At 35.6% G+C, this 24,894-nt stretch carries 22 protein-coding genes; 16 read left to right on the top strand and 6 right to left on the bottom strand.

The genetic code is table 11. The features are described 5' to 3' along the window. The first annotated feature begins 534 nt into the window (after positions 1 to 534). The 8 genes from WJM97_RS03165 (at position 535) to WJM97_RS03130 (ending at position 7,386) form a co-directional block, all read left to right on the top strand. Positions 535 to 1,023 (top strand): universal stress protein, encoded by a 489-nt coding sequence (locus tag WJM97_RS03165; protein WP_353931600.1) that lies wholly within the window; start codon positions 535 to 537, stop codon positions 1,021 to 1,023. Between the two features lie 56 nt (positions 1,024 to 1,079). Next, a complete protein-coding gene (gene hoxE, locus WJM97_RS03160) occupies positions 1,080 to 1,592 on the top strand; it encodes a bidirectional hydrogenase complex protein HoxE (protein WP_353931599.1) in 513 nt (170 codons plus the stop codon). Then, positions 1,579 to 3,177 carry a NuoF family protein gene (locus WJM97_RS03155; RefSeq protein WP_353931598.1) on the top strand — a complete coding sequence of 533 codons (1,599 nt, stop codon included), beginning with the start codon at positions 1,579 to 1,581 and terminating at the stop codon, positions 3,175 to 3,177. The genes hoxE and WJM97_RS03155 overlap by 14 nt, the downstream gene beginning before the upstream one ends. 94 nt (positions 3,178 to 3,271) lie before the next feature. Continuing rightward, the gene (gene hoxU, locus WJM97_RS03150; protein ID WP_353931597.1) at positions 3,272 to 3,988 is read left to right on the top strand and encodes a bidirectional hydrogenase complex protein HoxU; all 717 of its coding nucleotides are present in this window, start codon (positions 3,272 to 3,274) and stop codon (positions 3,986 to 3,988) included. 29 nt (positions 3,989 to 4,017) lie between these two features. Next, on the top strand, positions 4,018 to 4,539 hold the full coding sequence (locus WJM97_RS03145; RefSeq protein WP_353931596.1) for a DUF3122 domain-containing protein: 522 nt from the start codon (positions 4,018 to 4,020) through the stop codon (positions 4,537 to 4,539). Continuing rightward, positions 4,532 to 5,077, top strand: a complete 546-nt coding sequence (locus WJM97_RS03140) for an oxidoreductase (RefSeq protein WP_353931595.1) — start codon at positions 4,532 to 4,534, stop codon at positions 5,075 to 5,077. The genes WJM97_RS03145 and WJM97_RS03140 overlap by 8 nt, the downstream gene beginning before the upstream one ends. Positions 5,078 to 5,163: 86 nt before the next feature. Further along, on the top strand, positions 5,164 to 5,778 hold the full coding sequence (locus WJM97_RS03135; protein WP_353931594.1) for a CP12 domain-containing protein: 615 nt from the start codon (positions 5,164 to 5,166) through the stop codon (positions 5,776 to 5,778). Positions 5,779 to 5,937: 159 nt separating this feature from the next. Then, positions 5,938 to 7,386 (top strand): Ni/Fe hydrogenase subunit alpha, encoded by a 1,449-nt coding sequence (locus tag WJM97_RS03130; protein ID WP_353931593.1) that lies wholly within the window; start codon positions 5,938 to 5,940, stop codon positions 7,384 to 7,386. Between the two features lie 88 nt (positions 7,387 to 7,474). On the opposite strand, the gene WJM97_RS03125 is transcribed toward WJM97_RS03130, so the two are convergent. Continuing rightward, positions 7,475 to 7,861, bottom strand: coding sequence for a pentapeptide repeat-containing protein (locus WJM97_RS03125; RefSeq protein ID WP_353931592.1), 387 nt, complete (start codon positions 7,859 to 7,861; stop codon positions 7,475 to 7,477). Positions 7,862 to 8,205: 344 nt separating this feature from the next. Here WJM97_RS03125 and WJM97_RS03120 point away from each other — a divergent pair, with 344 nt between their 5' ends. From WJM97_RS03120 to acs, 3 genes are all read left to right on the top strand, one after another. Next, on the top strand, positions 8,206 to 9,231 hold the full coding sequence (locus tag WJM97_RS03120; RefSeq protein WP_353931591.1) for an NAD(P)-dependent alcohol dehydrogenase: 1,026 nt from the start codon (positions 8,206 to 8,208) through the stop codon (positions 9,229 to 9,231). Positions 9,232 to 9,258: 27 nt separating this feature from the next. Continuing rightward, the gene (locus WJM97_RS03115; RefSeq protein WP_353931590.1) at positions 9,259 to 9,708 is read left to right on the top strand and encodes a hydrogenase maturation protease; all 450 of its coding nucleotides are present in this window, start codon (positions 9,259 to 9,261) and stop codon (positions 9,706 to 9,708) included. 118 nt (positions 9,709 to 9,826) lie between these two features. Further along, positions 9,827 to 12,595, top strand: a complete 2,769-nt coding sequence (gene acs, locus WJM97_RS03110; RefSeq protein WP_353931589.1) for an acetate--CoA ligase alpha subunit — start codon at positions 9,827 to 9,829, stop codon at positions 12,593 to 12,595. Positions 12,596 to 12,731: 136 nt separating this feature from the next. Here the strand turns inward: acs and WJM97_RS03105 are convergent, their stop codons facing one another. Further along, positions 12,732 to 13,154, bottom strand: a complete 423-nt coding sequence (locus tag WJM97_RS03105; RefSeq protein ID WP_353933095.1) for a hypothetical protein — start codon at positions 13,152 to 13,154, stop codon at positions 12,732 to 12,734. 12 nt (positions 13,155 to 13,166) lie between these two features. Continuing rightward, positions 13,167 to 13,649, bottom strand: coding sequence for an adenosine-specific kinase (locus WJM97_RS03100; RefSeq protein ID WP_353931588.1), 483 nt, complete (start codon positions 13,647 to 13,649; stop codon positions 13,167 to 13,169). A 45-nt stretch (positions 13,650 to 13,694) separates the two neighbouring features. Between WJM97_RS03100 and WJM97_RS03095 the strand changes: the two genes are divergently transcribed. Together WJM97_RS03095 and WJM97_RS03090 are read left to right on the top strand one after the other, a co-directional pair. Then, entirely contained in the window at positions 13,695 to 14,336 is a 642-nt protein-coding gene (locus WJM97_RS03095; protein ID WP_353931587.1) for a PAP/fibrillin family protein, read from the top strand. Between the two features lie 39 nt (positions 14,337 to 14,375). Further along, positions 14,376 to 14,738 carry a hypothetical protein gene (locus tag WJM97_RS03090; protein ID WP_353931586.1) on the top strand — a complete coding sequence of 121 codons (363 nt, stop codon included), beginning with the start codon at positions 14,376 to 14,378 and terminating at the stop codon, positions 14,736 to 14,738. On the opposite strand, the gene pgmB is transcribed toward WJM97_RS03090, so the two are convergent. Then, positions 14,739 to 17,618, bottom strand: a complete 2,880-nt coding sequence (gene pgmB, locus WJM97_RS03085; protein WP_353933094.1) for a beta-phosphoglucomutase — start codon at positions 17,616 to 17,618, stop codon at positions 14,739 to 14,741. A gap of 80 nt (positions 17,619 to 17,698) precedes the next feature. Beyond that, positions 17,699 to 20,134 carry a sucrose synthase gene (locus WJM97_RS03080; RefSeq protein WP_353931585.1) on the bottom strand — a complete coding sequence of 812 codons (2,436 nt, stop codon included), beginning with the start codon at positions 20,132 to 20,134 and terminating at the stop codon, positions 17,699 to 17,701. A 690-nt stretch (positions 20,135 to 20,824) separates the two neighbouring features. Between WJM97_RS03080 and WJM97_RS03075 the strand changes: the two genes are divergently transcribed. After that, positions 20,825 to 21,112, top strand: a complete 288-nt coding sequence (locus WJM97_RS03075; protein WP_353931584.1) for a HetP family heterocyst commitment protein — start codon at positions 20,825 to 20,827, stop codon at positions 21,110 to 21,112. Between the two features lie 413 nt (positions 21,113 to 21,525). Beyond that, positions 21,526 to 22,305, top strand: a complete 780-nt coding sequence (locus WJM97_RS03070; RefSeq protein ID WP_353931583.1) for a hypothetical protein — start codon at positions 21,526 to 21,528, stop codon at positions 22,303 to 22,305. A 125-nt stretch (positions 22,306 to 22,430) separates the two neighbouring features. Here the strand turns inward: WJM97_RS03070 and WJM97_RS03065 are convergent, their stop codons facing one another. Continuing rightward, the gene (locus WJM97_RS03065) at positions 22,431 to 23,768 is read right to left on the bottom strand and encodes a Mur ligase family protein (protein WP_353931582.1); all 1,338 of its coding nucleotides are present in this window, start codon (positions 23,766 to 23,768) and stop codon (positions 22,431 to 22,433) included. Between the two features lie 151 nt (positions 23,769 to 23,919). On the opposite strand from WJM97_RS03065, the gene WJM97_RS03060 reads away from it, so the two are divergent. Further along, positions 23,920 to 24,510: a thylakoid membrane photosystem I accumulation factor gene (locus tag WJM97_RS03060; protein WP_353931581.1), complete on the top strand. Its 591-nt coding sequence runs from the start codon at positions 23,920 to 23,922 to the stop codon at positions 24,508 to 24,510. The last annotated feature ends 384 nt before the right edge of the window (positions 24,511 to 24,894 follow it).

The raw sequence follows: 24,894 nt of genomic DNA, 5'->3' as shown, positions 1-24,894 counted from the left end.
GAAGTCCCTAGAATTGCGTTCTGTTAGCCGTTCTCTGTTCCCTGCTACCTGATTTTTTCCCGTCTTTTTACTTGTTTTAATATTTACTGTAAATTTTTGGTTTTATCTAAATTTTATAATTATCAGATTTTATATTTTTCGAAGAAATGTGGGAAAAGCCTGTAATTGTGATTTGTTCTGCATTTTTGATTCTTTATTCTGACTTTTCAACTAATTACAAATATATTCTTGTTAAGAAATAATAAGTACCTGAGCAAAATTAATTGCACATTTGGGAAAACAATAGAAATCTCTGTATCTCTTGTCTGTCACCTGTCACCTTCCCTAAATATGAAATTTATTTTGCACGACTACTTATAACCTATCCTCACAAGTTCCTCAAATTGTTTACGTATAAGCATAGATGTAGAGTAAAAAACAGGGTAGGTGATAGACAATAAAGAATTGTGAAGATGAATGTATTTTTACTAATTCAGTATTGCCAAATCAACAGATTTATTTTCCATAATTAGTGAGCTAAAATAGAGGGTATCAATGTTTAATAATATTTTGGTGGCATTGGATCGTTCGGAGAGAAGTAGACAGGTTTTTGATCAAGCCTTGGCATTAGCAAAGTTAACATCAGCTAAGTTGATGTTGATTCATGTTTTATCACCTGATGAAAATGGCTTTGGGGATGCCATGATGGTTTCTAATATGGATTACTATCCAGGTTGGGGTGATGATAGTATGAAAAGATATGTGGAGAAATTAGAACTTCATAGAAGTGAAGGTTTAGAAATGCTACAGGCATTTTGCGCTGAAGCAAATAAGGAAAATATTAATACTGAATTTACACAGAATGTAGGTAGTGCAGGTAAAGTAATTTGCAATTTAGCTAAAAATTGGAATGCAGATTTGATTGTAATTGGGAGAAGAGGACTATCTGGAATTACGGAATTACTGATAGGTAGTGTTAGTAATTACGTTTTACATCATGCACCTTGTTCAGTGCATATTATACATTTTGCTCAGAGGGAGTAGGGAATAAGTCAGAGGTTGCAGGTAACAGTAAATGATTAATTACCAAATTACCAATAATGAAGAGAAATACAGTTACACCTCCTGCGAATCATCCGAGTGGTGATAAACGTTTAAAAATGTTGGATGCAACGATCAAACGTCACCAATATCAACAAGATGCACTGATTGAAATTCTCCATCGAGCTTCGGAATTATTCGGTTATTTAGAATTAGATTTATTACTGTATATTGCCCATCAATTAAAATTACCACCTAGTCGGGTTTATGGGGTAGCAACTTTTTATCATTTGTTTTCTCTCGCACCGAAAGGTAAACATAATTGTGTGGTTTGTACAGGTACAGCTTGTTATGTGAAAGGATCACAAGAAATTCTGACAAGTTTAGAAAATGCAACGGCAATTAAAGCTGGAGATACTACACCAGATGGCGAAATTTCCCTATTAACTGCTAGATGTTTGGGTGCTTGTGGGATTGCACCAGCAGTAGTTTTTGATGGTGCTGTGGCTGGAAATCAAACATCAGAATCTGTGTGTAAAAAAATAGGAGAATGGCAGCATGGAACTAAATGAATTATTAGAAATTACGAGAATTGAACATGATCAAACTAAACCTGTACAGGTTCGTTGTTGTACTGCTGCGGGTTGTTTGTCTTCTGGTTCTCAAGCAGTAAAAGATAATTTAGATGCTGCGGTGAAAGCTGCGGGTTTAGAAGATAAAATTCATGTTTCTGGTGTGGGTTGTATGCGGCTTTGTTGTCAAGGTCCCTTAGTACAAGTGGATCAAGAAAGCAACAAAGAAAGTAAACTTTTTGAACAAGTAAAACCAGAAGATTCAGTAAAAGTAATTGATGCTATAGAGGGTAAAGAAACGAATTTAAAACAGCAAGATTTACATCAGCCATTTTTTACTCGTCAATTACCAATTGTGCTAGAAAATAGCGGTAAAATTGACCCGGAGAGGATTCAATCTTACATTGCTGAAAATGGCTATCAAGGCCTTTATCAAGTATTAAGAGAAATGAAACCCTCTGAGGTAGTAGAAACTATTACTAAAAGTGGGTTAAGAGGTAGAGGTGGTGCTGGTTATCCTACGGGTTTAAAATGGGCGACGGTGGCAAAATCGAAAGGTGATAAAAAGTATGTAATTTGTAATGCTGATGAAGGTGATCCCGGTGCATTTATGGATCGGAGTGTGTTAGAAAGTGATCCTCATCGGTTGTTAGAAGGGATGGCGATCGCGGCTTATGCCATTGGTGCAAGTCAAGGTTATATTTACGTTAGGGCAGAATATCCCATTGCGATCAAAAGATTAGAAACTGCTATTCGCCAAGCCCAAAGATTGGGACTTTTAGGTTCACAAATATTTGATTCACCCTTTGATTTTAAAATTGAAATTCGCATTGGTGCAGGTGCTTATGTTTGTGGTGAAGAAACAGCTTTAATGGCTTCTATTGAAGGTAAACGCGGCGTACCTCATCCCCGGCCACCTTATCCGGCTGAGTCTGGTTTATGGGGTTATCCAACCTTAATTAATAATGTAGAAACCTTTGCCAATATTGCGCCAATTATCAGAAAAGGTGCTGATTGGTTTGCGGGTATTGGTACGGAAAAAAGTAAGGGGACAAAGGTTTTTGCACTAGCTGGAAAAATCCGCAATACTGGTTTAATTGAAGTGCCAATGGGGACAACTTTAGAAGAAATTGTTCAAGAAATGGGTGGTGGTGTTCCCGATGGTGGTATTGCCAAAGCAGTACAAACTGGCGGTCCTTCTGGGGGATGTATCCCTGCATCAGCATTTGCTACACCTGTAGATTATGAATCCTTAACTGCACTGGGATCAATGATGGGTTCTGGTGGGATGATTGTGATGGATCAAACCACAAATATGGTAGATGTGGCGCGATTCTTCATGGAATTTTGCATGGATGAATCCTGTGGTAAGTGTATTCCCTGTCGGGTGGGAACTGTGCAATTACATGATTTATTAACCAAAATTAGTGATGGTAAAGCTGCACAAGCTGATTTGGAATTATTAGAAGAACTTTGCGACATGGTAAAACATACAAGTTTATGTGGTTTAGGTCAGTCTGCACCAAATCCAGTTTTTAGCACTTTGAAATATTTCCGAGATGAGTATTTAGCATTAATTAGGTGACAGTTGACAGGTAACAGGTGACAGTTGACAGGTGACAGTTGACAGGTGACAGTTGACAGTAATAGCGAAGAATATTACCAATTATCAAATTATTATGACAGTAAAAACATTAACAATTAATGGGCAAATGATTAGCGCTCGTGAAGATGAAACCTTGCTAGAAGCGGCACAGGAAGCGGGTGTGCATATTCCTACACTTTGTCATTTAGAAGGTGTGGGAGATGTGGGCGCTTGTCGCTTGTGTTTGGTAGAAATTGCTGGGATAAATAAACTTTTACCGGCTTGTGTTACCAAAGTTGCGGAAGGAATGGAGGTGAATACAAATAGCGATCGCCTGCAAAAATATCGCCGCACAATTATCGAAATGTTATTTGCCGAAGGTAATCATATTTGTTCAGTTTGTGTGGCTAATGGTAATTGTGAATTACAAGATTTAGCCATAGAAATGGGCATGGATCATGTAAGTTTAGAATATCAAAATCCTAAACGTTCTGTTGATACTTCCCATGATAGATTTGCCATAGATCATAATCGTTGTATTTTGTGTACTCGTTGTGTGCGTGTATGTGATGAAATTGAAGGCGCACATACTTGGGATATGGCAGGTAGAGGATCAAAATCTCACGTAATTACTGATTTAAGTCAACCTTGGGGAACTTCCCAAACCTGTACATCTTGTGGTAAATGTGTAAATGCTTGTCCTACAGGTGCGCTATTTAATAAAGGTGCAAGTGTGGGTGAAATGGTACATGACCGAGGTAAAATTAACTTTTTATTTAATGCCAGAACCAAGAAAGAATGGAATTTTTAGTCATTAGTTATTAGCCATAAGTAAATGATATGGTCAACATCATTAGGCGTATTTTAACAGTAGGAATATTGACAATATTCCTATTCCTGGGTTTAGGAGATTTTACCGGACAGAGTGCGATCGCTCTCACCACAAAAATAGAACCAGTTCCAGAAGAAATTCTTTATAGTTCACAAACAAAATTAGATGATAGCTCAGGTAAAGTTTGGCAAGTCGTATTATTTAAACAAGTGTATCTTGGGCAAAAATCTAATATTAATTTGCGCTTAGTTGGCTTTCCTGGTTCTGAAGAATTAATACATCCTCAACCGTTAAGAATTACGTCAAATACTGGTCAAATCTGGGATGCTCCTGATATATTTTTAGATGAAGCACCAGCCCCGACAATTGGTCAATATGATTTCAATGAAATCTTACCAATTTTACCGACAGAACCATTAAATTTAGCAATTCCTTTACCAGGTGCAAAGTCTATTAATATATCAGTTCCTCTCAATGTTGTTAAAGAGTGGAAATTATTAACTATAAATAACAAGGTAAAGTATGAATAAAATAAAACTAGCTACAGTCTGGTTAGGTGGATGTTCTGGATGTCATATGTCCTTCCTAGATTTGGATGAATGGTTAATAGAATTAGCCGCCCAAGTTGAAGTAGTTTATAGTCCCATTGCTGATATTAAAGAATATCCAGAAGGGGTAGATGTAGTATTAGTTGAAGGAGCGATCGCCAATGAAGAACATTTAGAATTAATCCACCAAATTAGAGAGAGAACAAAAACAATAATTTCCTTTGGAGATTGTGCAGTTACAGGTAATGTAACCGCGATGCGGAACCCTACAGGAAATGCTGATGTAAGTTTACAATTAGCTTATATTGAAGGTGCAGATTTAAACCAACAAATCCCCCATGCACCGGGTATAGTTCCACCCTTAATTGATAAAGTTGTACCTGTTCATCACATAGTACCAGTTGATATTTATTTACCCGGTTGTCCTCCCTCAGCGTCCCGGATTCGTGATACATTAGAACCGTTGTTAAAAGGAGAAATGCCAGAAATGGTAGGAAGAGAAATGATTAAGTTTGGGTAATTGGTAATTGAACAATGGTAATATTTAAAAGTCTTACCTATTCCTTTTTTACTGTCACCTGTCACCTATTATTTAAGAGGTAAATTATGTTAACAGCAGCAGATGTAATGACAAAAGATGTAGCGATGATTCGTGGTTCTGCTACAGTCAAAGAAGCAGTGGATTTAATGAAAGCTAGAGACTGGAGAGCATTAATTGTAGATCGTCGTCATAATCAAGATGCCTATGGAATTGTTACAGAAAGCGACATAGTTTATAAAGTCATAGCTTACGGAAAAGATCCTAACAAAGTACGGGTTTATGAAATTATGACTAAACCTTGTATTGTAGTTAATCCGGGTTTGGCTTTAGAATATGTAGCGCGATTATTTGCTGATCATCGTTTACATCGTGCGCCTGTAATTAGTGGCGAATTATTAGGAATAATTTCCATAACTGACATTTTAGCGGGCAGCAGTGCTTTAGAAAAACCCCATGCAATTTTATTAGAACAAGAATTACAAGATGAAATTAGAAAAGCTCGTCAAGTGTGTGCAGAAAAAGGAATTAATTCCGCCGAATGTGCAGCCGCATGGGATGTAGTGGAAGAAATACAAGCAGAAATTTCTCACCAACGAGCTTTAAAACCTCTAAAAACAGCTTTTGAAGAATATTGTGAAGAGTACCCAGAAGCCGAAGAAGCTAGAGTTTATGATTTATAGGTGACAGGTGACAGTAATAAGGAAATAGGGAAATAGGGAAATAGGGAATATAAGAAATTGTTGAGCATCTCCCCGGCATCTACTACCTTCTGTCTCCTGTTCCCTTTTCCTAATAACTAATAACTAATAACTAATAACTAATAACTAATAACTACAATTATGAAAAAAATTGTTATTGATCCGGTTACTAGAATAGAAGGCCACGCTAAAATTAGCATTTATTTAGACGATGATGGTCAGGTAAATGATGCGCGGTTTCATGTGACAGAATTTCGTGGGTTTGAAAAATTTTGTGTCGGTCGTCCGTTTCCAGAAATGCCGGGAATTACTGCGAGAATTTGCGGTATTTGTCCTGTGAGTCATTTATTAGCATCGGCAAAAACAGGTGACCAAATCCTGTCTGTAACTATTCCCAAAGCAGCGACAAAATTACGGCGTTTAATGAATTTAGGGCAAATTGTCCAATCTCATGCTTTAAGTTTCTTCCACCTCAGTGCGCCAGATTTGTTATTAGGAATGGATAGCGAACCAGCAAACAGAAATGTATTTGGTTTGATCGCATCTGACCCAGAATTAGCTAGAGGTGGAATTCGTTTACGGCAATTTGGACAGGAAATAATTGAATTATTAGGAGGTAAAAAAGTCCATCCTTCTTGGGCTGTTCCTGGTGGTGTTAGTGATCCTTTAACTGAAGAAAACCGGACGCATATTCAACAAAGAATTCCCGAAGCAAAAACCACTGTTTTAAATGCTATAGATTTATTTAAAGGTTTGTTAAAAGATTACGAAAAGGAAGCGCAAACTTTTGGTAATTTCCCTAGTTTGTTTATGGGTTTAGTTACTTCTGAAGGTTTATGGGAAACCTACGAGGGACATATTCGGTTTGTGGATAGTGCTGGTAACATTGTTGCTGATAAATTAGATGCTGCTAATTATCATCAATTTATCGGTGAAGCTGTCCAACCAGATTCTTATTTGAAATCTCCTTACTATCGTCCTTTAGGTTATCCTGATACTAGCGATCATTGCAGTTTAGAAAGTGGAATGTATCGTGTTGGACCATTAGCCAGATTGAATGTTTGTAGTCACATTGGTACACCATTAGCAGATAAGGAATTAAAAGAATTTCGCAGTCATGGAACTGGTACTGTAAAATCTTCTTTCTTTTATCACTATGCGCGGTTAATTGAAATTTTGGCTTGTATTGAACACATTGAAATTTTACTGGATGACCCGGATATTTTATCAACTCGTTTACGTGCGGAAGCTGGTATTAATCAATTGGAAGCTGTAGGTGTAAGTGAAGCACCAAGGGGTACTTTATTCCATCATTATAAAGTTGATGAAAATGGTTTGATGGAAAAGGTAAATTTGATTATTGCAACTGGTCAAAATAATTTAGCAATGAATCGTACCGTTGCTCAAATTGCTCGTCATTTTGTCCAAGGTAATGATATTAAGCAAGGAATGTTAAACCGGGTAGAGGCTGGAATTCGGGCTTTTGATCCTTGTTTGAGTTGTTCTACTCATGCGGTGGGACAGATGCCGTTATTAATAGAATTAGTTGCAAAAGATGGGACTGTTGTTAATCAAATTTGTCGGAATTAAGTTAGTGATATCTCCGACTTATTAAAGAAGTCGGAGTTCTATTTTACAGCATAGTTTGAAACCCCCTAAAGGGGGGATTTTGTGATGGTTATTCACTCATTTTTACCCCTGCGGCCACGGGGTCGAAATTGGTGGGAAAATGGGTGTTATGGTTACAATCTGCTTTTTCTAAATGTGTTCCTTGTAAATCAGCTTGACGCAAATCAGTAGAAAACAACATTGCACCGCGTAAGTCTGCATCTTGTAAATTAGCTTGACTCAAATCGGCAAAACTCAAATCACATCCGCGCAGATTAGCACGACTGAGATTAGCTGTACTTAAATCTGCATAGCTAAAGTCAGATCCTTTTAAATCCACACCTTGCAAATTAGCGTTACCTAATTCTGCTTTTTCAAAGTCTCGTTTTCCGGCTGCATATTCTTCAATAATATTTGCAGCACTGTTAATTGGCTGTTGAAAATTGACTTCAGGCATAAAACAGCCTCACAATTTATCTAATTTTTTGACTGGTTTAATTTTAACCGAACTGATTATATAACCAATTATCCATAAATTACATCCACTATTAACATAAATTTGCGTTTGTTTTTGGGTGATTCCTCACGAGTTCCTCAACTTTTGATATTTTATTTAAAAAATAAACCTATTTTTGATCATTTTAAATGGGAGATTTAATAATTTTTAATAATGATTTATACCGTATTAAGAAGTTTAACTTTTCGTGTAATTTATTGTGATATCAGACTTTAATTTAGATAGTTACGGGAACATGAAATAAAATCAATACTAAGCTCATAAAAAATCTAGGATAAACTCTGATGACACTAACTAAAAAATTTCAAAGTTATGCAGCGTTGAAACAAGGAGAAAAATTCCATAAATGGGAGTATGAGCCAGCAAAATTAGGTCGTCAAGATATTGAAATTGCAGTGACTCATAATGGTTTGTGTCACACTGATATTCACATGAGAGATAATGACTGGAATGTGAGTAAATTTCCTCTGGTTGCGGGTCATGAAGTGGTAGGAAAAGTCACCCAAATAGGTGAAGATGTGACTGCATTTGTAGTGGGAGATCGTGTTGGTTTTGGTTGGATTCGCAATTCTTGTAGAACTTGTGACGCTTGTTTAAGAGGAGAAGAAAACATCTGTCAGCAAGGTTATACAGGATTAATTGTTGGTAATCATGGAGGATTTGCCAATCGTTTACGCGCTCCTGCTGATTTTGCTTATAAAATCCCTGATGCTTTAGATTCTGCTAGTGCTGCTCCTCTATTATGTGCGGGAATTACTGTTTATACTCCCTTGAGAACTTATATCAAACATCCGGGGATGAAAGTGGGAGTAATTGGTATTGGTGGACTAGGACATTTAGCCATCAAATTTGCCAGAGCGATGGGGGCTGAAGTTACAGCTTTTTCTACTTCTGCTGACAAAGAAAAGGAAGCTAAAGACTTTGGAGCGCACCATTTTTGTCAATGGGATAATGCAGAAGAAATTGAAAATTTTAGCGGAAAACAGGATTTAATAATTAGTACAAGTTCATCAGCAATTGATTGGGATAAATGTTTTAATTTACTAGCTAATAATGGAGTCTTTTGTATTCTTGGTCTTCCTACTGCTACTCTAAATATTCCACTTTTGCCCTTAGTTTTTGGTCAAAAAGCTATTGTTGGTAGTGTGGTGGGAGGACGGAGATTTATGCGAGAAATGCTAGAATTTGCAGCAATAAACCAAATAAAACCCATGATTGAAATAATGGAATTATCTGATATTAATGCCGCAATGGATAAAGTTGCAGCAAATAAAGCTCGTTATAGGATTGTGCTAGTTTCGGAACATTAATTACTAGATGGAAAGAAGGCAGAAATAATGGAAACTGCAATAGTGATTGGTTATGGTAATGAATTACGGGGTGATGATGCTATTGGACAAATGATAGCAAGAATTATAAAATCCAGAGGTTTATTATCCGTAAAATCTATTGCAGTTCACCAATTAACACCAGAATTATCTGAACCTTTAGCAAGTGCTAGGTTAGCGATTTTTGTAGATGCCTGTGTTGATTATCAATCGGATAAAGTAAAGGTAATTTCATTATTACCATCTTATTCACAGAATATTAATGGACATATTTGTGATCCACAATCTCTACTTTATTTAGCTAAATTTCTCTATAATAATTGTCCAGAAACGTGGTTAATTACAGTACCAGGAGTAAACTTTGAATTAAGCGATCAAATTTCACCAACGGCAGAAAAAGGTATGGAAATTGCCCTTACCAAAATCATGGAAATCCTCAATCAAAATCACAATTTATAGCTGAACTCAGAATGAAGAAGTCAGGAGTCAGCAGGTAAATATCCCTCCCCATCACCCCATCTTTACTGTCACCTGTCACCTGTCACCTGTTAACTATCACCTATTGAAAGGAGTCGTTATGCAAGCATCTATCAAACTAACTACAGATACAGCTTACGATATCTTACAAACTGAGAGAATAAACCCGTTAGATGCGATTTTTGCACCTAAAACAGTTGCTGTTATTGGTGCAAGTGAAAAACCTGGAAGTGTGGGGAGAACATTACTCTGGAATTTAATTACAAATCCCTTTAATGGAACGGTTTTTCCCATCAATCCTAAACGGAATAGTGTCTTAGGAATTAAAGCCTATCCTAGTATTTTTGATGTTCCTGAAAAAATAGATTTAGCGATAATTGCCACCCCCGCTCCCACAGTACCACAGATTATTTCTGATTGTGTAAAAGCCGGAATTAAAGGAGCAATTATCATCTCCGCAGGATTTAAAGAAGCAGGAGAAAAAGGTATTGCTTTAGAAAGAGAAGTTCTGGAAATAGCACACAAAGGAAAAATTAGAATTATTGGACCAAACTGTTTAGGTGTCATGAGTCCAATGTCTGGTTTAAATGCCACCTTTGCTAGTAAAATGGCACAACCAGGAAATGTAGGTTTCCTCAGTCAAAGTGGGGCATTATGTACATCAATTTTAGATTGGAGTTTACAGGAAAAAGTTGGTTTTAGTGCCTTTGTTTCCATCGGTTCAATGTTAGATATTGGTTGGGGAGATTTAATTTATTATTTAGGAGATGACCCTAATACAAAAAGTATTGTCATTTATATGGAATCAATCGGTGATGCACGTTCTTTTCTTTCCGCAGCGAGAGAAGTAGCATTAACAAAACCGATAATTGTTATTAAAGCCGGTCGGACAGCAGCAGCAGCAAAAGCGGCCGCTTCTCACACAGGATCATTAGCAGGAAGTGACGCGGTTTTAGATGCTGCATTTAGAAGATGTGGAGTATTAAGAGTTAATAGTATTTCTGATTTATTTGATATGTCAGAAGTATTAGCAAAACAACCAAGACCGAAAGGTTCACGTTTAACGATTCTAACAAATGCTGGTGGCCCTGGAGTATTAGCCACAGATACATTAATAGAAAGTGGAGGGAAACTAGCAGAAATTTCCGAAGCAGTAATTCAAGGTTTAAACGGAATTTTGCCTCCACAATGGAGTCATAATAACCCCATTGATATTTTAGGAGATGCCGATCCAAAACGTTATACAAAAGCCTTAGAAATTGCTGCTAAAGATCCGAATAGTGATGGTTTATTAGTAATTTTAACACCCCAAGCAATGACCGATCCAACAAAAATTGCTGAAGAATTAAAACCCTATTCGCAAATGTCAAATAAACCAATTTTAGCAAGTTGGATGGGTGGGGAAGATGTTGCCGAAGGACAAAAAATTCTTAATAATCAAGGTATTCCCACCTATGCTTATCCTGATACAGCAGCGCGGATATTTAGCTATATGTGGAAATATAGTTATAACCTCCAAGGAATTTATGAAACTCCGGTATTACCAAGTTTAGAATGCGATATTAATACCCGTGATTGTGTATTAGTAGAAACCATTATTAACGAAGCTAGAAAAGCTGGCAGAACAATTTTAACCGAATTTGAATCTAAGGAAATATTAGCAGCTTATGGTATTCCTGTAGTTGCGGGAAGTATTGCTAAAAGTGCAGAAGCAGCGATAGAATGTGCAGAAAAAATTGGTTATCCGGTGGTGTTAAAATTGTATTCCCAAACCATTACCCATAAAACAGACGTGGGGGGAGTACAGTTAAATTTACGAAATGCAGAAGCTGTAAAAAGAGCCTATCACTTAATAGAAACTGCGGTTTTAGAAAAAGCGAAACCGGAAGATTTTTTAGGTGTAACCGTACAGAAAATGGTAAAAACTAGCGGTTATGAATTGATAATTGGTAGTAGTTTAGATCCCCAATTTGGGCCAGTATTATTATTTGGTGCTGGAGGAGAATTAGTAGAAGTTTTTCAAGATAGTTCTATTGCACTTCCACCTTTAAATACTACCCTAGCAAGAAGAATGATGGAACAAACAAAAATCTATCAAGCTTTAAAAGGTGTGAGGGGTAGAAAAAGTGTAGATATGACAGCTTTAGAAGAATTATTAGTAGTATTTAGTCATTTGGTAGTAGAACAACCTTTGATTAAAGAAATAGACATTAATCCTTTATTAGCTATTCCTCCCACTGCTGATTATCCTGGTGGTTTAATAGCATTAGATAGCAGAATAGTTTTACATTCTGTGGATGTGAAAGATGAACAATTACCAAAATTAGCAATTCGTCCTTATCCTCACCAATATGTTAGTAGTTGGAAAATGAAAAATGGTACATCAGTTACTATCCGTCCCATCCGTCCTGAAGATGAACCATTGATAGTAAAATTTCATCAAACTCTATCAGCAGAAAGTGTGTATTTACGTTACTTTCATTTAATCAAATTAAGTCAAAGAATTGCCCATGAAAGACTAACAAGAATTTGTTTTATTGACTATGACCGGGAAATGGCTTTAGTTGCAGAATATGAAAACCCAGAAACCAAAGAAACGGAAATTTTAGCTGTAGGAAGATTGAGTAAATTACATGGAAATAATGCGGCAGAATTTGCTATGTTGGTGAGTGATAAATTTCAATGTCAAGGCTTAGGTACGGAAATAGTCCGCAGGTTAGTAGAAGTAGGGAAAACCGAAAAAATCTGCTGTATTTCGGCTGAGATATTAGGAGATAATTTAGGGATGCAGCGAGTCTGTGAAAAACTTGGGTTTAAAATTTCTCATACTAATGATGCAACGGTGTTAAGAGGGGAAATTGATTTGTAAGAAAGTTATCTAAATTATAACTAATGTAGGGGTTTAGCATTGCTAAACCCTTAAATTGTATCAACCCAGTCTACATAAATGTTAAATAAATTTTGATTCCTATTCCTTAACTCCAAGGGATAGAAATATCCTCTAACTAATTTTGTCTATTTACTGGATATTTCATCCACCGATAAGCCACAAAAATCAACAACAAACCAAGCAAAAACAAAAACGCCATCAAAGCAATTTGATACCAAATTACTCGCGGTAAAAGTAAATCTAAAACTAGGTGCATTAAGTTCATAAAACCATAAAATACACTCAACCCAAAATGCAAGATCCGATAACGTTTATTTTCTGTAAATGTAGTACCAATAATTGCTAACATTGGCAACATAAAAAAGCCCAACATTAACCAAAAAATCAACGAAACTTCATCAAGTGATTTAGCTGGTTGTGATTCCACCACATTTAAACTATGAAATAATGGCATTAAACCCAATTGGGTATGAAACAGTGTTCCTAATAAAAACACAGCCCATAAATTAATAATTTTTTCTCGATAAGTAATCACTATTTTTTACCATAACTACATTTTATAACCAAATTGACGCAGTAATTCTTGGCGTGCTTTTATATCTTCACTTCCTTCTACACCTTGGGGTGAAAATCCATCAATTATACCAAGAATACCCCTTCCTTGTGTAGTTTCTGCTAAAACCACCTGTACATTATTAGCGGTAGCACAATAAATATTACATACCTCTGGACATTGTTTAATAGCATTGAGAAAATTGATAGGATAAGCATCTTTTAAAACAATTAAAAAACTATGTCCAGCACTGATAGTTTGGGCATTTTTAATAGCTACAGCTTGCAAATTCTGGTCATTTCCAGCAATTCTAATTAAACAAGCTGCGGATGCTTCACAGAAAGCAATTCCAAACTTTACCTGTGAGGATATACCCACCATAATTTCATATAAATCCTCGACAGTTTTGATAAAGTGGGTTTGTCCTAAAATCAGGTTACAATCTACAGGAATTTCTAAAGTGACGGTTTTGAGTTCCATTTTGAGGTACAATTTTATTTGTTAATTACAGAAATATCTCAGTTTATGGATTGTCAAACATTAAAAGCACAGTTACATACATTACTAAAAAAAATTAAAACCCAAGATGATGGTTCTCCTATTACAAATTTAAAAATCAACACTAATCAAGCCGCAGAAATAGAAAAGTTAACTGTAGACTTAGAAAATCTAAATCCTCATCCTCAACCAATTCAAAATGCCGTTAATTTATTAAATGGAGCTTGGCAATTACAATATTCAACAGCTAGAGAAATTCGTGCTTTAGACTCTCTCCCCTTGGGTTTACAAATAGGTAAAGTTTATCAAGTAATTAATGTTGCAGATAAAAAGTTTTTCAATTTAGCACAGGTAAAACACCCTTTAAAAATCATCTCTGGATATGTGAAAGTAACAGCTATTTTTGAACCTGACTTAGATACATCTGGTTTACCAGATAAACGAATCAATGTTTATTTTGATAAACGCTTTTTAGCAATTGATAAAATTATAGGTGTTAACACTCCTCAACTAAATCCTTTTAAAGTTGTAGATGCTAAAGGACCAAAAGGTAGAATTCCCACGCTTGATATTACTTATTTAGATGAAACATTGAGAATTGGCAGAGGCGGAGATGAAAGTTTATTTATTCTCAAAAAAGCTGATGATTTACCAAATTTAAGTTTTTGATTTTTCTAGTTAAATAACATTAATGAGAGGAATAAATAAATGTTTAAAAAATTACGTGGTAGTTTATTTGTCGGCATAGGTTATATGTTATCACCGCTATCATGGTGGAATGATGTATTTTTTAATTTACCGATTGCTTTGTTATTTGGTTACTTAGTAAGTTGGGCAAAACCAGATTGGTTTTTACCGTTTACAGTTATTGGCTATTGGCTTTCTAATGTATTGGGTATTGTGATGATGCAAATGGGAGCTATGGATATGTTTTTTCAGGAAGAAAAGCGTAATGTCAAACGAGATTTAATTTTGGGTTTAGGTGGTTCTACACTTTATACAATTGTGGTGGCATTGTTGGTATATTTTCATATTCTAGAAGTCCCTGATTTTTTAGTAGATTTGCGATAATTATGCTCTGTTTTGTAAAGCAAAATCCCTGAATTTAGCTTGCAATTTTTCCCAAGTTAAATCCACTAAACTCGGTAGGATAATATGAGCATTTCCTAGCCTTTCTGGTTGTCCCATACCCACCACCCACATACCTGCACCTAAAGCAGCTTCTATACCTGCGGCAGCATCTTCAAACACCACACATTGCTGGGGTGCAATTCCTAATTGTTGGGCTGCAAATAAAAATAAATCTGGGGCTGGTTTAGGTTTTTGCACACTATAACCATCAGCAATAACATCTAATTTATCAATAATTCCTAACTTTTCAATTACTAAATGAGCATTTTTACTAGCTGAACCAATAGCTATTTTTAATCCCGCTACTCGCAAATTATCTAATAAAGAAACTGCACCCGGTAACAAATTATTATGGGTAATATTTTCAATTAATTCTACATAATAATTATTCTTACGTTCCATCATTTCTTGTATTTGCAGTTCCGAATATTTCCTATTACCAATAATTAACATTAATGAAGCACGACGAGAAATTCCCCTCAATGCTTCATTAGCTTGACGGTTAAAAGGTATACCTTCTTCATCTGCTAACTTCTGCCAAGCTTGATAGTGATATTCTGATGTATCCGTTAACACACCATCTAAATCAAAAATTACACCCTGGATGTGGGGATGTGGAGAAGGTAGGGAAATGGGGCGTAAATCAAAATCATGCCATCTACCACGCCAGTATAATTTAAACTTTAAGCGTGTCCATCCTGGGGGGAAATGGGGATGGGCTACGGGTTGAGTGTCTGTAAATTGGATACCTGCAAAACCGAAAATAACAGCTTGCCAAATACCGCCAGCACTAGCGCCATGAATGCCGTCATTTGTATTTCCTCTTCTATCTTCTAAATCTACCATAGCCGCTTGCATAAAGCGTTCATAGGCTTCCTGGGTTTTACCTAAGTCGGCGGCTAGTATGGCATGAATGGCTGGTGCAAGGGAAGAACCATACGTAATATCCGTGCGGGGTGCGTAATAATTCCAATTAGCTTCTAGACTTTTTCTGTTGTAGGGAAACTCCGCAGATTCCCGCATTAAATAAATCAACATTAATACATCTGGCTGTTTGAGAACTTGGTGTTTGTTTGTGCTTTCAATACCTAAGATGGCTTGTATGGATTTTTGACGGGGTTCGTAGTCTGCTAGGTTGAGATCAGCTAATTGAAAAAATCCCTCACATTGTTCAATTAATCCTGTTTCTGAGTCGTAGAGAATGCAAATTTTATCAATGATTTTTAACCAATGATTTCTCATTTCTGCGGATAGCTGCAATTTCTGTTCTAATTCTGCTATTTTATCAGGATATTTACTAGATAAAATGTCATATATTGTACAAGCTTTTTCTAGATGCCATTGCACCATTCGATTAGTAAATGTATTGTTATGCACTAATTCATGGTATTCATCTGTACCTATAACACTGCGTATTTCATAATGTTGAGTGAGAGGATTTAATTCAACACGACTCGACCAAAAAATTGCGGTATCAAAAATTATCTCTGCGCCATAATCTTTTAACCATTCATCATCTCCTGTCACCCGCCAGTAGTACCATATAGCGTAGGGGATCACTGAGCTAATGTGAATTTCCCGATCACGGCACCAAATTCTGACATCTTCGGCATAATAATCATTGAGTAACGACCACCGGGGTGTTACTTCATCCCCTGTCACCGCACTTTCCCAGGCATACATTGCACCCTGGTATCCATAATGACCTGCTTTCCGTCGCGCTCCATTTAAAGTATGATAACGGTAAGTAAGTAAATTCCGAGCTATTTCTGGTTGAGTAAAAGTAAAAAATGGCAAAATAAAAATTTCCGTATCCCAAAAAATATGACCGTGATAACCAAATCCTGAGAGAGTTTTGGCGGGAATACTCACTGTTTCATTTTGATGAGATCCAGCAATTAATAATTGAAATAAGTTGTAACGTACAGCAAAAGCAGCCTTACTATCTCCTTCAATTGTAATATCGCTTTGCTGCCAAATCTCAGCCCATGCTTGTTGATTAGCATCATGAAGAGATATATAATTATCTAACCGAGAGAGTTTTTCTTGTGCAGCTGATACTGGCTCACTGACATCCTGTGAAGTAAAAACAGTAACAATCTTTTCTACAGTTACGGTCTGTTGTGGTTCACAGAAAAAAGTTGCATTGATGCTAGGATAACCGGGTGCAGTATTTACCTGTAGAGCGGCTTCAATTCCTGAAACGGTTATTTTTGCTGCCATTCCGAGATGAATACGGGAGGTGCGGGTGCGACTGTGTAACCAAAAACCTCGGTCAATTTTCCCTTGATCTAATCCTTCCCAGTGATTGAAACCTTTATTTTCTGGGTAGCCGTTGATACTCGCCTGAATTTCGACCAAGCCATGAAAGTCTAATGCTGTTAATGTACAGATTTGTGCTAGTACGTGATGATCTGCTAAACTCGCAAAACGTTCAAATCTAATATCAATGGTTTTACCAATGGGACTACACCAACGCACGGAACGACGGAGAACCCCTTGATGCAGATCAAGTTCACGGTTGTACTTTAAGATTTTACCTTGATCTAAACGAAAGCGATCGCCATCAATAATTACTACCAATGGTAACCAGTCTGGACAGTTAGCCAGTTCAGTATAAACTACGGGAACATCATCATAAACACCATGAATTAATGTAGCTGATAATGCTTGAGGATAACCTTCTTCAAAACTGCCTCTAGTTCCTAAATAACCATTACCAATGGTAAATATTGTTTCTCTAGTTTGTAATTCTTCAGGGTTAAATTGATTTTCTATTAACATCCAATCTGTGTAAATAAAATCGTTTTTTGTTTCCATTGTTTTAGCAGTCATAAAATTAAACATTCACGAATTAAAGAGAGTTTATTTTTGATTTAATCTTTAACTTAATTCTGAACTTAAATAGGGGCATATTTTTCTTGATGTTGGGCGATCATTTTGTCTACCCTGGGCTTATAAATGAGATAAAATAGTGTTTCCATATATCTATCTCTGGCATCATTATCTTCTGGAGCAATAAAGTTCCAAAAACTAAACATTTTTGCTAAAATTAGTAATTGTTCCGTGTGTGATTCCCAACTGTATTTATGACGAATTCGCTGAATCATCCATTGGGAATTTTCTAACCAATATTCTGGGTTGTGATCACATTTATTTAAAAAATTGATAATTGTGGTTTCTGTATCTTGAAAATCTGTGGGATTAAGATGAAATCCATTTTGCCAATCTTCGATGATTTCTAATGCTCCACCAAATTTAGTAGCAAAGGTTGGTAAGCCAGAAATCATTGCTTCTAAAATGCTGCGTCCAAAGGCTTCATATAAAGCAAAATGTATATAAATTCCTTGATAATCAGCAATTATTCGATAGGCTTCACCAATCTTATGGCTTGGTAAGCGCATTCCTAACCAGCGAATTTTACCTTGAAGATGATGCTCATTAATAATATTGTAAAGTTTATTTATTTCCTCTGTTTCTTCAGGGTCTGTAGCTTCATCAACTGATAATTTACTAGTTAACAAAATGAGATTACATCTTGCTTGTAATTCTTGGCTTCTACCAAACACTTCAGCTAAACCAGTTAAATTTTTAATTGAAGTGATAGGTGCAACTGCAAAAATAGGTCTTTTATGAATATCATCTAAGTAACCAAGAATATGATCATTTTGATGATGAAATAAGAGATTTTTAATTTGCTCAGTTTGTTGAGGATTTCTCAATTCTGTTTGATAGTATGGAAAAAATAAACTTTCACTTACTCCTGGTGATACCATGTTAAACTTAGGGTTAAATAAATCAATACCGTCAATGACATGATATAGTTGGGGCATGGTAAAACATTTGTAAGATTCATATTGTCCGATTGTGTCTGGTGTTCCTACTATTTCTTGATAGGTGGAAGTGATAATAAAATCTGCTGCATTCATACTAATGATATCAGCAGTAAATAATGTGGAAAAGTGATATTTTTCTTCTAATTCCTGCCAATAAAGGTTACTAAATAAGTGTTTTGGTTTTTCTAAAGCATGAGCAATATTACATTGTGTGACTTTTAAGCTACGAGAAAGGAGAAAAGCTACTAAATTACCATCGCTATAGTTACCAATAATTAAATTTGGTTTTCCTTGAAATTGTTTTAAAAGTTCTGGTTCTGCATCTTCTGCAAATTTTTCTAAATAAGGCCAAATCTCATATTTAGAAATCCAGTGATTTGTAATTTCTTCATCAAAATCTGAGTTTAAATCTGTAAAAGGAACTCGTAAAATCCAAGCATTTTCTGTATTATCAACTTTTTCTAACCGCAGATTACAAGAAGTTCCTTGACAGTTGGGAATCAGACGAGTGAGAATAATTACATGAGGTTTAATACCCAAAAAATCTAGCCCTGCAAGTTTAATTTCTGCTTGTAATTTATTTTCTAAACTGCGTGCTTGTTCCAGGACATAAATAACTTGACCTAATGTTTCATCTCTTCCCAATACATCCTCCTGTGCTACCCAACCATGTATAGAAACGAGAACTACTTGAAAAACTGCGGGAATACGCGCTACAAAAGCTTCTAAAATCGCAGGTTGGGGAGTGTCTATGAGTCTTTGTAAAAGTTCTAGAGTTTCTCTGACTCGTGCTGCATTGTTACCCCAACCAGCTTCAAAACCGAGTTTTTGTAGCTGATCACGAAATTGTGGGTAAGGTTGAGTAGGGGGAAGTTCGCTGAGAAATTTTATTGCGGGTTTAATTTTTTTAGCAAATTGCACACCAGAACGAATGTGATCGCTAATTAATAACTGCAAATCATTGTATTTTATTCCCCGTAAAGTTTGAAACAAAATTTCTAGCCAATATTGAGTATCAGTCAAAAATTGATTGCATAAATAATGATTTAGAAAATTTAAACCTTGACCAATATCTCTAGGGTCACTAATTCTGGGAGATGCTTGATAAAATGGCCGGAGATCAATTTCTAAAATGTGCGGTTGGTAACGATTAACTAAGCGATCGCATACATCTAAAAATTCTGGGGGAGTCATTAAATCAAACTGACTAAAATCTGCGGTTAGTCTCCATATTTCTTGACTAGCAACTTTTGGCCTGACAATAAACCAAGTATGATCCGTTTCTAGAATTATTTCATGGGTATACTGTATCAGTGTACCCAGATATGAAGAATGGTAAAAATATACTGGTTTTTGAGATTGATGACAATAATCAGCAAAAGCCTGTAAAATCTCATTTCTTAAAAAGTAATGTTTATTGGTAGTATCTAAAGATAAAACTAACTTACGCAGATCAGTTTTTTCCTCAGAATTGACAACAACTTGAAATAATTCATACATAGAAAAATACTCAACTGCAACTAAGACACAAAACCTAAAAAATAGATTGTGTTATGTGTATTTTCCTCCCAATCATAAATGGATTGTTAAAATAATTGCTTCTAGCTGAAGGATGAAAACAAAAAGTAATTCCTCAGACAGATAATCATATAACTTATGGAATATTTCTCTATGAACTCAATTTACTTTAAATAAATAAATAATTTCCTCAATATAGACTTTTCTAGTGCGATATCTTCAACCCTATAATACACCTTCTATTAATGGTATTTTTGTCAACTGATCCTGTGACACTATTAAAATAGTCCCTTACAAAAAGAAAAAGATAAAAATTCCGATAAGCTAATAATTTATTTCCATAAAATTTGCCATTCTGGCTAAAATCAACGCGAAAAAATAGTATTCTGCGATCATGTGAATCTTTTTGTTCCCTATTTTTGCTCATCACAAACTTGTATGAAAGTCATAAATAATCAGCAACGAAATGTTCTGCTTACAAAATTCAGTGTCAACCCATGCAAGTAAATCCATGAAAAATATGAATATTTGATAGATACTTATTTTTCAAAAATCTAGGCATATTTGATAGCGATCGCTAAAAAATTATGTCTTACAACTTAGGGATAAAAACATTATCTCTAAGGTCTGAACACGCCAAATCTCAAGTCATCAACTATATCAGGGCTAGTCATGAACTACCAAGTTTCTTCTTCCACCAATTGTGAAAATCTGATTACTCCCGAAGAATTAAATCAAATCATTGAAGTTATTGCTGATGGTAGATATTCCTGGGCTTGTGTGCTGATTTTACGTTTTATTGGTTATAATCCACTGCATTATATCCCTCAGCGTACCTATAGCCGACTCATGAAAGAAAATAGTCAAGTTGTCACAGCATCAGCATCTACACACAAACAAAATCTAAAATCTGTTAACCATCATCACTTGAATTCATCACCAGCTTTTAATAACAATTAGTAGGATAGAATTATTTTTTAGCTATTGATGTAAGCATTCGGCCGCCAGCTGAATGCTTTTAATAAATTCAAGGATTTTTGATGATTAAATGCTGTATAAAATATTAATAATTAGTAATAAATCATCGTTTACGGGCATTAACTGCCGATCAATCAGTATTAAGAGGAACAGCCCAAAACCCCGATGTATTCTTCCAAGCTAGAGAAACAGTTAATCAGTTATGCTTTGTTCAGTTCCAGACGTTTTATACCAAAGTCCTTTCTTGGTTGAACCTCAATCTGATTTAGTTAAAACTGCCCGTGCTTTAGGAATTTATGTAGGAGAAAATTAAGTGTTATGATTTATGAATCTGTAGGGATTTGGCAGTGCTAAAACCCTAAAATATAATGAAAATATAGGATTTATTTTTGTTTATGCAACTCATTGAATTCCCCAACTTTCAAGTAATTGCTGGTGAAAATGCGGTTTCCATTTCTCAGTTACCTTCGATTTGGCAAGATATCGCCGGAGGAAAAGCAAATGTGGGTTTTAAAAATCCAGAAGTTTATGTAGAAATGGCGCAGTTATTTCAATATAAACTAGCCAATGGGGATGTAGACTTATTTAATGAACGTCCAGAGTTAGGTCATTTAAAATCTGCCTTTTCTCAGCTATTCGGACAGTTAGCTGATGAAACTTTAGAATTTTATGGACGTGATTTTTTAATCACTCAATATCCTAAATTTGAGCAAATTTTAAAAGATGCTCAAGCAAAAGGATTAGAATCCAGTAATGAGGTGAAAGTTGCTTTAATTGGAATTGACCTATTTAACGAATTTGGATATCAATTACCTGCTAGTTTTTATCATGTGCATTTAGCACCAATTTATAGAGATCACGTATTTGAAGAAAGAGCTTTAAGATTTGATCAAAGAGATATTGAACACAAACGTTCCTGGGATGCCATTTTACACGCAGGTAAGGTTTTTGCTATACAAATGAAAATCCAAAGTATTGCTTCTAAATACGGTTTTACTTATCATCATGGTTGCGGTTGTAATTCCCATTTATCTTCTATTGATATCTCAGAGGGAGAATTTAATTATCAAATATCTTCATCAAAATATCAACGTTGGATTAGAAGTTTTATTTGGACAGCTTGGTATGAGTATGCTTTCTTTCCCATTGTTCCTAATACCAGTTATTTAGTGTAAATTTCCTGTACCCAGATCCCCCCATTTTGGAATAATTAAATGTTTACTTTTAGTTTAACACTTGTTAGATAGTTGTGTCATATCCCCGACTTCTTTAATAATTAGGGGATCTAAATCTTTCAATCTTAAAGAATTTTCCTCCCTGTTAAAACTTCCCTAACTTCTAACATGGCCGAATAGGTGGGAAGAATGTGTAAGGTTTCATTTGTTGGTGTATGTTGCAAAGCCGTGTGAATAGCTTTCTTTAAATCTTCTTCGACAATTAAATTGATCTTACTTGCTAAACAAGGTTGACTATAACGCAATCTTAACGCCAGATCATAGACGCGATCGCCACTGACAATTAATGTTCCACCTCGTTCTACTAATTTCTCTGTGTCTACATCCCAAATCCAAGATACATCAGTTCCATCAGGTGTCCGATCATTTAAAACCAACAACGTAGTTTTATCCTGACTTTGAGTAACTACTCTAATAGTTTCATTCGTTCCCACTGGGTTTTTAGATAATAAAATCCTCACCTTTTTACCATCTATAACTAAATCTTCTGCACGTCCAAAAGCGGCTTGAAAATTATTAATAGTTTCCCTAATTATAATTTCATCAACTCCTAGTTCTTTGGCAGCAGTAGCAGCAGCTAAGGTATTATACTTATTATATAAACCGACAAGAATTTGTGACCATTTTCCACTTTCTAAACTGGGTTTACTCTTACTAAAACCACAACTAGGACAAGTGAAATCTCCTAAATGAGAAAGATAAACCCCTTGATAATCTAAAGAATGTCCACAGCGAGGACAATAAATAGAATCTACTGCATGGGGAATAGCTTCTAAATAATTTTCTGGTTCATTTAATCCAAAAAATAAAACTTTTTGATGTAACTGTTGTCCTAAATAAGATAAAGTCGGATCATCAGCATTGGGAATAATTACAGTTTCATCGGGTAAAGTCGCAATCACATTAGTCCAACGCTTACTAATTGTATCAACTTCACCGTATCTATCTAATTGATCACGGAATAAATTTAGACAGAGAATAATTCTTGGTTGGAGAGGTTTTAAAACTCTGGGGACAATGTTTTCATCAACTTCTAAAATGGCATAGTCAACATCTAAAGAACCTAATAAACTGGTATTTTCAATTAAAGCCGTTGCTAAACCATTTTCTAAATTTGCACCAGTGGAATTATGAGCGATTTTGTAACCTTTGTGTTCTAAAATGGTGCATAGTAACAAAGCCGTGGTAGTTTTGCCATTAGTACCAGCAATTAAAATTACCCCGTTTTTTACTTGCTGACTCAATAACTGTAAAAGTTTGGGTTCAATGCGTCGTGCAAGAGATCCGGGTAACACACTAGCAGCACCAAGACGAAGCGATCGCACTAGAAATGTTACACTTTTAGCAATAGACACCGCTAAACCCAGTCTGACTCTATCAATAAGTTGTATTTTCTTACCCACAGCAGTTGTTAACTAATAGTAATTACAATTTAATCTTGCCAGTGTAGCTAATATTCGGGAAAAATACCAGTCATCAAAAATTTTGAATTACAAAACAGCAGCCAGATGTAATTATATATCTAGGCAAAAGTGTTAAATAAGGTTTCTGTTGATGAGTATCATAAAGTGGCTGTTTTTACAAACTAAAATAATTACTAACTGGCGACAGTTGCTGTCAAAATGCCTATTATTGCTGCTTTGCCTATTAATTATAGGTGTACAACCAGCTTTTGCAGGTATGAAAGATGACAGATATGAGGGGAATATTTTCGTGGTTTTTGCGGGTAATGGTTCGCTCGTACCCCCTAGACAAAGCCTTGCAAAGACTTTAGCAGCAAAGAAACCCGCAATGTTGGCTTTTTATGTGGATGATAGCAGCGATTGTAAACAGTATGCGGTCTTTATTTCCCAAACACAAGCATACTATGGACGGGCTGTAGAAATTATTCCTGTTAGTGTTGATACTATTCCCTCTCAGGAAAAATACGATCCCACCGAACCGGGATATTACTATTCAGGGAAAGTCCCACAAGTAGTATTGTTCGATGATGCGGGTAAAGTCATCTTAAATAAAACCGGTCAAGTACCCTTTGAAGAAATAGATGATAAATTTAGAGGTGTGTTTAATTTATTACCTCGTGATGAATCAATTGAATTCAAACAACGCTCATTTAACGAATATAGCAGTGAACTGAGTCAATAGATAGGGTTTGCTGAATAAGTGTTGTCGTGAAGACAGGTGACAGGTGACAGGTGACAGGTGACAGTTTCAAGAGTTGGATGAGAACGATTTTTCCTTTCAGCAGGAATTAAATGCAAGGTTTTTCAGTTTTCACCTCATCAAAGGTGGCACTTTTTCAACTTAAAATAAGCTCAAATGCTCAAATGCTTTACCTGTAATGCTTTCATATTTATTCAGCAAAGCCTAGATAGCAGCTATCAAATCATTTATGAACACATAGATCCCGAACTTCTCTAAGAAGTCAGGGATCTGAAATCCTTACAGTTTACAAATTAAATAGAATTGCTATATTTGGAGTTAATATATTTCGTTTAATCTGATACTACATTTCTATTGCAGTCAAGA

It is taken from the genome of Okeanomitos corallinicola TIOX110 (assembly GCF_038050375.1).
Taxonomy (GTDB): domain Bacteria; phylum Cyanobacteriota; class Cyanobacteriia; order Cyanobacteriales; family Nostocaceae; genus Okeanomitos; species Okeanomitos corallinicola.
This window is presented reverse-complemented; position numbering and strand designations above follow the sequence as displayed.